The organism is Glycomyces dulcitolivorans (assembly GCF_003265355.1).
GTDB lineage: Bacteria > Actinomycetota > Actinomycetes > Mycobacteriales > Micromonosporaceae > Glycomyces > Glycomyces dulcitolivorans.
In genome coordinates, this window is the sequence record NZ_QFRW01000218.1 from 1 (window position 1) to 8,736 (window position 8,736).

At 70.8% G+C, this 8,736-nt stretch carries 8 protein-coding genes, 1 tRNA gene and 1 pseudogene; 8 read left to right on the plus strand and 2 right to left on the minus strand.

The features are described from left to right. Nucleotides 1-339 (plus strand): annotated as a pseudogene (locus DI269_RS15015) (hypothetical protein); the annotation flags it as partial. A gap of 26 nt (nt 340-365) precedes the next feature. After that, nucleotides 366-668 (plus strand): hypothetical protein, encoded by a 303-nt coding sequence (locus tag DI269_RS15020; RefSeq protein WP_112137198.1) that lies wholly within the window; start codon nt 366-368, stop codon nt 666-668. Nucleotides 669-734: 66 nt separating this feature from the next. Here the strand turns inward: DI269_RS15020 and DI269_RS15025 are convergent, their stop codons facing one another. Beyond that, nucleotides 735-2,573, minus strand: coding sequence for an acyl-CoA dehydrogenase (locus DI269_RS15025; RefSeq protein ID WP_112137200.1), 1,839 nt, complete (start codon nt 2,571-2,573; stop codon nt 735-737). A 295-nt stretch (nt 2,574-2,868) separates the two neighbouring features. Here DI269_RS15025 and DI269_RS28670 point away from each other — a divergent pair, with 295 nt between their 5' ends. Then, on the plus strand, nt 2,869-3,000 hold the full coding sequence (locus tag DI269_RS28670) for a hypothetical protein (protein ID WP_269814167.1): 132 nt from the start codon (nt 2,869-2,871) through the stop codon (nt 2,998-3,000). Nucleotides 3,001-3,079: 79 nt separating this feature from the next. Here the strand turns inward: DI269_RS28670 and DI269_RS15030 are convergent, their stop codons facing one another. Further along, nucleotides 3,080-4,183 carry a PP2C family protein-serine/threonine phosphatase gene (locus DI269_RS15030; RefSeq protein ID WP_112137202.1) on the minus strand — a complete coding sequence of 368 codons (1,104 nt, stop codon included), beginning with the start codon at nt 4,181-4,183 and terminating at the stop codon, nt 3,080-3,082. A 354-nt stretch (nt 4,184-4,537) separates the two neighbouring features. On the opposite strand from DI269_RS15030, the gene DI269_RS15035 reads away from it, so the two are divergent. The 5 genes from DI269_RS15035 (at nt 4,538) to DI269_RS15055 (ending at nt 8,652) form a co-directional block, all read left to right on the plus strand. Beyond that, nucleotides 4,538-5,011, plus strand: a complete 474-nt coding sequence (locus tag DI269_RS15035; protein ID WP_232822758.1) for a GNAT family N-acetyltransferase — start codon at nt 4,538-4,540, stop codon at nt 5,009-5,011. 118 nt (nt 5,012-5,129) lie between these two features. Continuing rightward, nucleotides 5,130-5,957, plus strand: a complete 828-nt coding sequence (locus DI269_RS15040) for a serine protease (RefSeq protein ID WP_157975006.1) — start codon at nt 5,130-5,132, stop codon at nt 5,955-5,957. 219 nt (nt 5,958-6,176) lie between these two features. Continuing rightward, the gene (locus DI269_RS15045) at nt 6,177-6,962 is read left to right on the plus strand and encodes a S1 family serine peptidase (RefSeq protein WP_198667453.1); all 786 of its coding nucleotides are present in this window, start codon (nt 6,177-6,179) and stop codon (nt 6,960-6,962) included. Nucleotides 6,963-7,050: 88 nt separating this feature from the next. Beyond that, nucleotides 7,051-7,121, plus strand: a tRNA-Gly gene (locus tag DI269_RS15050). 250 nt (nt 7,122-7,371) lie between these two features. Continuing rightward, nucleotides 7,372-8,652 carry an extracellular solute-binding protein gene (locus DI269_RS15055; protein WP_112137208.1) on the plus strand — a complete coding sequence of 427 codons (1,281 nt, stop codon included), beginning with the start codon at nt 7,372-7,374 and terminating at the stop codon, nt 8,650-8,652. Nucleotides 8,653-8,736: the final 84 nt, after the last annotated feature.

Sequence of the window (8,736 nt, forward strand, 5' to 3'; positions counted from 1 at the left end):
ACCGTCGGCGGGTCGCTGGGCTCGGACCTCGGCGGCCGGACGGCCGCGGCGGCGGTCGCGGGCGGGTCGGGTGGCAGCCCGCAGGGCCTGTTCGGCCCGGCCGTGACGTCGACTTCCACCGCGACCGGCAGTCCGGGCGCGGCCAAAGGCGGCGGGTTGTTCCACGGGCCCATGGGCTCGCAGGCCGGAGTGCGGGCGACAAGCGCGGAAGGCAAGGGCGGCAACGCCGAAGAAGAAGACGATGGCGAAGAGGGCGAGGAGGGGTCGCAGGATCTCGCCCGCCGCGAGACCGGGAACGCCTGGGGCTACGTCAAACCGAACGAGGACCCCTACAACTGAGCCGGACCGGGCGGAAGGAGCGAGACATGGGCGAGCGTGTGTACGACCCGGCGGCGGTCGAGGAGTACCGGCTGTTCCTGCTGGAGCTGATCGACGAGCTGGAGGGCGAGGTGATCCCCGTGCTGGGCACCGGGACCTTGAGCAAGGCGCCGGCGCTGGGGACCGCGCCGGGCGCGGCCGAGGCGACCGCACGGTACCTGGACTTCCACGCCGCGATGTGGCGGAACCTCCAGTACCTGCGGGGGACGCTGCACGGCATGGAGGCGGCCCTCGCGGAGACCGAGGGCGGCGACGGCGGCATCGCGTTCACGTTCGGGACCGTCTCGTAGGCAAATGAAACGGCTCGCGCCGCTCCCCGCCAGGGGCGCGGCGCGAGCCGTGATCCGTTGGGCGCCTTAGAAGGCCCCGTCCGGGAGGTCCATCGGGACCAGGTCGGCCGCTTCGACGATCTTGCGGTCGGCGGTGACCCGCGGGAGCACCTCATGGGAGAAGAACTTCGCGGCCGCGACCTTGCCGCGGTAGAAGTCGTCGTCCGCGCCGGCGTCGAGCTTGGCCTGGGCGACCTCGGCCTGGCGCAGCAGGAGCCAGCCGACGACGAGGTCGCCGACGGCCAGCAGCAGGCGCCGCGAGTGCAGCCCGACCTTGTACAGGTCGCGGGGCTCGTCGCCCATCGCGGCCATGAGGGAGGGCTGGAGGGCCTCGATGATGCCCTGGACGTCCCCGAGGGCGCGCAGCACGCGGCCGCGCACGTCCTCCAGGTCGGCGTGGCCGTCCTGCGTGGACTCCATGATCTCGCCGGCAACGGCCATCAGCGACTCGCCGTTGTCCTTGATGATCTTGCGGAACAGGAAGTCGAGGCTCTGGATGGCGGTCGTGCCCTCGTAGAGCGTGTCGATCTTCGCGTCGCGCACGTACTGCTCCAGCGGGTAGTCCTGGAGGTAGCCCGAGCCGCCGAACGTCTGGAGGGACTCGGAGCTGAGCAGCTCGTAGGCGCGCTCGGAGCCGCAGCCCTTGACGAGCGGCAGGAGCAGGTCGTTGATGCGCTTGGCGGTCTCGGCCGCGTCCTCGTCGCCGTCGGCCTCCGCGAGGAGGGCCTTGTCCTGCCAGGAGGCGGTGTACGCGACGAGCGCGCGCAGGCCCTCGGCGTAGGACTTCTGGAGCAGGAGCGAGCGGCGCACGTCCGGGTGCTTGATGATCGGCACGCGCGGGGCGGTCTTGTTCGTCGACTGGAGCAGGTCGGCGCCCTGGATGCGGCTCTTGGCGTAGTCGAGCGCGTTCAGGTAGCCGGAGGAGAGGGTGGCGATGGCCTTGGTGCCCACCATCATCCGCGCGTACTCGATGATGAGGAACATCTGGCGGATGCCCTCGTGCTTGTCGCCGAGGAGCCAGCCCTTCGCGGGGGACTTCTCGCCGAAGGTGAGCTCGGCGGTCGCGGAGACCTTCAGGCCCATCTTGTGCTCGATGTTGGTGACCTTGACGCCGTTGCGCTCGCCGAGCTCGCCCGTGGCCGGGTCGAACAGGTACTTGGGGACGATGAACAGGCTCAGGCCCTTGGTGCCGGGGCCGCCGACGCCTTCTACGCCCACCGGCCGGGCGAGGACGTAGTGGATGATGTTCTCGGTCATGTCCTGGTCGCCCGAGGTGATGAACCGCTTGACGCCCTCGATGTGCCAGGACCCGTCGGGCTGCTGGAACGCCTTGGTGGTGCCCGCGCCGACGTCGGACCCCGCGTCGGGCTCGGTCAGGACCATGGTCGCGCCCCAGCCCTTCTCGATGAAGAGCTTGGCCCACTCCTGCTGCTCGGCGGTGCCCTCGCGGTAGGCGCTGTGCGCGAACGAGGACCCGGCGGCGTACATCCACAGGGCGGGGTTGGAGCCGAGGACGAGCTCGGCCAGGGACCACCAGAGCATGCGGGGCGCGGAGGTCCCGCCGAGGACCTCGGGGAGGTCGAGGCGCCAGTACTCGGCGTCGATGAACGCCTTGTACGACTTCTTGAACGCCTCGGGGAGCCGCACCGAGGCGGTGGCGGCGTCGAACACGGGCGGGTTGCGGTCGCCCTCGACGAAGCTGGAGGCCAGCTCGTTCTCGGCGAGGCGGGCCAGCTCCGCCAGGATCTCTCGGGCGGTGGCCTCGTCCAGGTCAGGGAAGGCCTGGTGGTCGAGGATCTTGTCCGCTCCGAAGACCTCGAAGAGATTGAACTCCAGGTCCCGGAGGTTGTGGCGGAAGTGCGTCATTGCGGGTCCTCCATTACTCGGTGGTAACCCCCATCATATTACCCGTCAGTAATGACTTCAAGGATCCCACGGCCTCCCGCAGGTCGGCAGGCGTGTCGCGGTCGGATTCCCGACAGAGCGCGGACGGGAGTCGTTCGAACGGGTGAACGTGGAGGTCTCCTCGCACATGCCGTAACCGGCGCACTCGTGCCTCGTTGAACCGGGCATCAGACCGCCTGTGCGACGTCAACCGCACGGGGCGGAACGCACCGCCGAAACACCGCACGCCGCCGCGCCGCACCACCAGGAGCACCCCATGATCCGCGCCGTCGCCACACAGATCGCCGCCCGCGTCGGACCGACGTACGTCGGCCGCCACCGCCGCGTCCGACCCGTCCTCCACCGCGTCTTCCGCATCACCGTCCCGGCCCAGGGGGCCGCCCGATGAGCCGCAAATTGCCGGTTCGCCTCACCAGGCGCCGCAAGAAGCGGTCCCGGATGACCGCCCTGCGGCGCTGCCGGATCGGTCAGTCCGACTCGGGCCGGTAGTCCAAGAGCAAGAGGGCGATGTCGTCGGTCAGCGGGCCGCCGACCCAGCGCCGCAGCGCCGTCTCCAGCGACGCCAGGCCGTCACCGGTGTTCCCGTGGCCGATGAGGCTCCAGGCGCGCTCGCGGATCGGGAAGAACTCCCCGTCCTTGCGCGCCTCGGCCAGGCCGTCGGTGTACAGGAAGATCCGGTCCCCCGGCTGGAGCCGCACCGTCAGCTCCTGCGCCGACGGGGCCAGGCCCAGCGGCGGCGCCATCGACTCCGGCTCCAGGTAGGTCGCGACCCCGTCGCGCACCAGCATGGGCGGCGGGTGGCCGCAGTTGAGGATCTCCAGGGTCCCGCCGCGCTCCTGGAGCAGGATCGCCGTCACGAAGTCCTCGTCGCCGCCGTTGCGGACCACCGCGTGGTCCAGGTCGGCGATCATGCACCGCTGGTCGGCCCGCTCGAACGCCACGTGCCGGAACGAGCCGAGCACCGTCGAGGACAGCCGCACCGCGTCCAGGCCCTTGCCGCGCACATCGCCGATGACGATCCGCACCCCGTACTCGGTGTCCAGGGCCTCGTACAGGTCCCCGCCGATCTCCGCCCCCGACCGCGCCGAGACGTACCGGGCCGCGATGTCGAAGGGCCCCAAGCGCTCCCCGATCGGCCGCAGGATCGCCTGCTGCACCACCGAGGCGAGCTGCGCGAGGCGCCGCAGCCGGTCGTCGTCCCTCTCGCGCACGACCGCGACCGCCGCCGCGATCACCACCGCCACGGCCACCACCAGGAAGTCCACCCCGTGCTGGGCGACGCCCTCCATCGAGAAGTCGTGCAGCAGCCACAGGTACCCGAAGGCCAGCGCCATGCTCGCGGCCCCGACCCCGGCGACCCAGCGCCACGGCAGGAACGCGGAGGCGGCGAGGGAGGGCAGCGCCAGCCACGACACCGCGTGCGAGTCGTCGCGGACGGCCAGGCGCAGCCCGACCAGGACCACCACGACCGCGAACGCGGCGGTGAACGCCGACCGCACGGACGGCGCGGACCAGCCCTTCCACAGGTCCCCCAGGGCCGGGGACGGCCTGCGGCGCTGCGTAGTGCGCATGTGGATGAATGCCTCCTTCCCACCGGGATCGCGGGCGGAAGTCCGGGGCGCCGGACCCGTTTCGACCATCGCCGATGTGAAGATCGTAATGGTCGGCGCGGCGCTACCGGGCGTGGAGGACGTCGCCGCCCGGGTGACGCCGAAGTCTGTGCGTTCGGTCGAACCTAGGCGCCGAACGGGTCCGGGAACATCCTCCGTTCGGACAGGGTTTTCGGGCCCTGAACTGGGGCGCCGTCCGGGCGGCCGCCGCGGCGCGGAACGCCTCCGCCGCGGGGGCGCGGATCGGGAGGGGCCGTCCCATACGTGACGAAAGGCGCTGGCACGGTCACGTGGGGTTGTGCCAGTCTTGTGGCCGTGCAGTTCACGCTTTCCAGGACCCCCTATTCCAGCCCGGTCGCGCGCGCCCTCTGCGACGAGGTGCAGGCCGAGTACGTCGCGCGCTACGGCGCGGGCGACATGACCGAGCTCGCCGACGCGGAGTTCGACCCGCCCAACGGCGACTTCATCGTGGTGTACGACGAGTCCGGCACCGCGGTCGGCTGCGGCGGCTGGCGCTCGCACGGCGAGGACGCCGAGATGAAGCGCGTGTTCGTGCGGGCCTCGGCCCGGCGGCAGGGTCTGGCGAAGCGGATCGTGGCGGCGGTCGAGGCGTCCGCAGCGGCGGCCGGGCGCAAGCGCCTGATCCTGGAGACCGGTCCGATGCAGCCCGAGGCGGTCGCGATGTACGCGCTGCTGGGCTACACGCCGGTCCCGGCGTTCGGCTACTACTCCGAGGCCGACGGCTCGATCCACCTGGGCAAGGAGCTCGGAAGCGACAATCCATACTGATTCACTGAATTGCCAACGCAAGCGGCACGCAACTGACAAAGCCGCTTATGGCGTCTTTCGGGGCAGAAAGGCCAAACGGCCTAACCCTCACATCCACCTCGAAAGGTTCACAATGGACATGAAGAGGAAGCACCTGATCCGACTCGGCGCCGGCGCCGCGGCGGGCCTCGCCGCGGCCGCCGCCGTCTGGGCCGGGACGGCCGCCAACGCGGAGGACAACGCCCCCGAAGGCGACTTCGAGGCCCAGATCATCGGCGGCCAGCCCGCCGAGGAGGGCCAGTTCCCGTGGCTGGTGGGCCTCGGCTCGCCGGGCGAGGGCACCCCGTGGGAGCGGCAGTTCTGCGGCGGCTCGGTGATCGCCGAGGATGTCGTCCTCACCGCCGCGCACTGCGTCGAGGGCTCGGCCGCCGAGGACCTCGTGATCTTCTCGGGCTCGGTGGACCTGGAGTCCGACGCGGTCGTCGAGACCGCCGTCGCGGACCTCCACGTCTCCGAGACCTACAACGACCCGATCGCGATGGCGAACGACTGGGCACTGCTCAAGCTCGCCGAGCCGGTCGACGTCGAGCCGATCGCGCTCGGCACCGACGCCGCCGAGTACGAGGTCCTGGAGACCGCGGGCTGGGGCAACACCGGCGAGGAGTACCCGGTCGTCGCCGAGTGGGTCGAGGTGCCCTTCGTGACCGACGCCGACTGCGAGGCGGCCTACCCCGACGAGGTCGACGCGGCCTCGATGCTGTGCGCGGGCGACCTCGCCAACGGCGGCGTGGACTCCTGCCAGGGCGACTCCGGCGGCCCGATCATGACCCCCGCGGGCGACGAGCAGGTGCTCGTGGGCATCGTCAGCTGGGGCTACGGCTGCGCCGAGGCGGGCAACCCCGGCGTGTACTCCGAGATCGCCGGCTTCGCCGACGCGATCGACGAGGTCCTGGCCGGCTGGGAGTAGTCCCGACCTGAACGACTGAGGGCCGGGCGGACCGCGGGTGTGCGGACCGCCCGGCCCTTCCGCGCCCGGCCGTCCCCCTTGCGGTTTCGCGGCGGTAAATTCGCCGCTATTCACTGAAAAACCCCTTAGATGCAGAAGATTCATATATGCGCGATATTCCCGTAGGCTGCTTGCGGCAGGTGCACACCTGATCACCCTCCGTCCGAAAGGATTCCTCTCGTGCTGCACAAGAAGACCCTCGCCCGGATCGGCGCGGCCGCGGCCGCCGGCGCCGCCGTCCTCGCCCTCTCCGCGACCGGCGCCAGCGCCCAGGACTTCGAGGCCCAGATCATCGGCGGCGACCCCGCCGCCGAGGGGCAGTTCCCGTACATCGTCGCCCTCGCCGACGCGAGCGACCCCTCCTTCAACTACTGCGGCGGGCAGCTCGTGGAGGCGGACGTCGTCCTCACCGCCGCGCACTGCACCGTCGGCTCGGACCCCTCGGACGTGGTGATCCGCCACGGCGACACCGACATCGCCGAGACCGACGTCTACGAGGTCGAGGACATCGTCATCGCCTCGAACTACAACAGCTCGACCATGCGCAACGACTGGTCGCTCATCAAGCTCACCGAGGCGATCCCCGGCGCCGTGACCGTCCCGCTCGCGACCTCCGACCCCAACAACCACGGGACGCTGACCGTGGCGGGCTGGGGCACCACCGAGTCCGGCTCGACCTCCGACGACCTGCTGTACGTGGACGTCCCGTACGTGACCGACGCGCAGTGCCGCTCGGCCTACGGCTCGGAGTTCAACGCCGCCACCATGCTGTGCGCGGGCGACCTCGCCAACGGCGGAGTGGACTCCTGCCAGGGCGACTCGGGCGGCCCGCTGGTGAACGCCTCCGGCGTCCTGGTCGGGATCGTCAGCTGGGGCTACGGCTGCGCCGAGCCCGGCAACCCCGGCGTCTACACCAACGTCGGCGCGCTCTACGCCAACATCAGCACCGCCATCGCGAACCTCTAGATCCGGCCCCCCGGAAGCGGCGGCGGGGTCGAAAGGCCCCGCCGCCGCGGCCTTGTATACTTCTGGACGGCTCTGTTCGCCAGAGTTCGCGGGTGTAGTTCATTGGTAGAATGCGACCTTCCCAAGGTTGAGAGGCGAGTTCGATTCTCGTCACCCGCTCAGGTTTTCTGAAACGGCCGTCCCGGTTCCCCGGGGCGGCCGTTTCCGCGTCCCCGCGCCCCGGGTTTACCGATCACTCTCCTGCACCGCCCCACCTGCGCATAGAGACCCCCTTCACTTTCCGAACGGCCGCAGGTACGATGACCGCATCGAAAGTTTCCGGTACTTGTTCCGAAAGTTTCAGGGCGGCTCCTCGGCGCCCTGACGACGGCCGGGCCGGTCCCTTCATCCCTCGAAAGGAAGACCCTCGATGCGAAATCCCCTTCTCCGTCCCCGGGCGCTGGTGGCCGCGGGCGCGGCCGCGGCGCTCGTCCTGAGCGCCGCCGCGTGCGGCGACAGCGGCGAGTCCGACGCCGACATCACCTGGTGGCACATCCAGAACCAGGACCCGCTCATGTCCACCTGGCAGGAGTTCGCCGACGACTTCGCGGCCGAGAACGACCTCACGATCGACGTGCAGGCCATCGAGAACCAGGCGTTCAAGGACCGCATGGGGACCGCGTCCCAGTCCGGCGACGTGCCCGACATCTTCCACACCTGGGGCGGCGGCGTCCTCGCCGAGCAGGTCGAGGCCGGCCTCGTGCAGGACCTCACCGGGAAGCTCGACTGCATCGACCAGATCAACCCGATCGCGCTGGAGCCGTACACGATCGACGGCAAGCTCTACGGCATGCCGTTCGACGCCGGCGTCGTCGGATTCTGGTACAACGAGGACCTCTTCGCCGAGGCGGGCGTCACCCAGCCCCCGGCCACCTGGGACGAGTTCCTCACCGCCGTCCAGGCCCTCAAGGACGCCGGGATCGCGCCGATCTCCCTCGCCGGCGCCGACCAGTGGCCCGGCCACTACTACTGGACCTACCTGGTGATGCGCCTGGTCGGCCTCGACGGCCTCGAATCGGCCGCCGCCGCCGGCGACTTCTCCGGCGAGGGCTTCGTCCAGGCCGGCGAGCTGCTCGCCGAACTGGCCGCCATGGAGCCCTTCCAGCCCGGCTTCGAGTCCGCGACCTACGGCGAGGCCGACGGCCAGTCCGCGGTCATGGGCGAGGGCCTGGCCGCGATGGAGCTGATGGGCCAGTGGGCCCCGCAGGCCCAGCGCGACAACTCCGGCACCGACGGGCCCGAGAACCTCGGGTTCTTCCCCTTCCCGACGGTCGCGGGCGGCACCGGCACCACCACCGAGTGGCTCGGCGGCGGCAACGGCTACGCGGTCGCCGCGGACGCCCCCGACGAGGCGCTCGACTTCCTGTGCAACTTCATGGAGCCCGAGAACTACGCCCGCGCCATCACCGAGGGCAACCTGACCCCGGTCGCCGCCGACACCGCCGCGGTCGCGCCGGACCTGAACGAGGACACCCAGAAGGTCGTCGACGCGCTCGCCACCGCCACCGGCACGCAGCTCTACCTCGACCAGGCGTACCCGCCGGCGATCGGCGGCGTCATCAACGAGGCCACCGAGGGGCTCATCCTCGGCCAGGTCACCCCCGAGGACTTCGTGGCGATGGTCAACGAGGCCTGGGCGGCCGAAGCGTGACACTCAAGGAGTCCCCTCGGGTCTCCCCGGTAGCGGGGCGCCCGGGCCGCCGCGCGGGCTCAGGCCCGCGCCGGCGGTCCGGGC

What these genes read in the sequence shown, in the direction of transcription:
- DI269_RS15020 (WP_112137198.1), top strand. Translation starts at nt 366, where the DNA reads ATGGGCGAGCGTGTGTACGACCCGGCGGCGGTCGAGGAGTACCGGCTG.
- DI269_RS15025 (WP_112137200.1), bottom strand. Translation starts at nt 2,573, where the DNA reads ATGACGCACTTCCGCCACAACCTCCGGGACCTGGAGTTCAATCTCTTC.
- DI269_RS28670 (WP_269814167.1), top strand. Translation starts at nt 2,869, where the DNA reads ATGATCCGCGCCGTCGCCACACAGATCGCCGCCCGCGTCGGACCGACG.
- DI269_RS15030 (WP_112137202.1), bottom strand. Translation starts at nt 4,183, where the DNA reads ATGCGCACTACGCAGCGCCGCAGGCCGTCCCCGGCCCTGGGGGACCTG.
- DI269_RS15040 (WP_157975006.1), top strand. Translation starts at nt 5,130, where the DNA reads ATGAAGAGGAAGCACCTGATCCGACTCGGCGCCGGCGCCGCGGCGGGC.
- DI269_RS15055 (WP_112137208.1), top strand. Translation starts at nt 7,372, where the DNA reads ATGCGAAATCCCCTTCTCCGTCCCCGGGCGCTGGTGGCCGCGGGCGCG.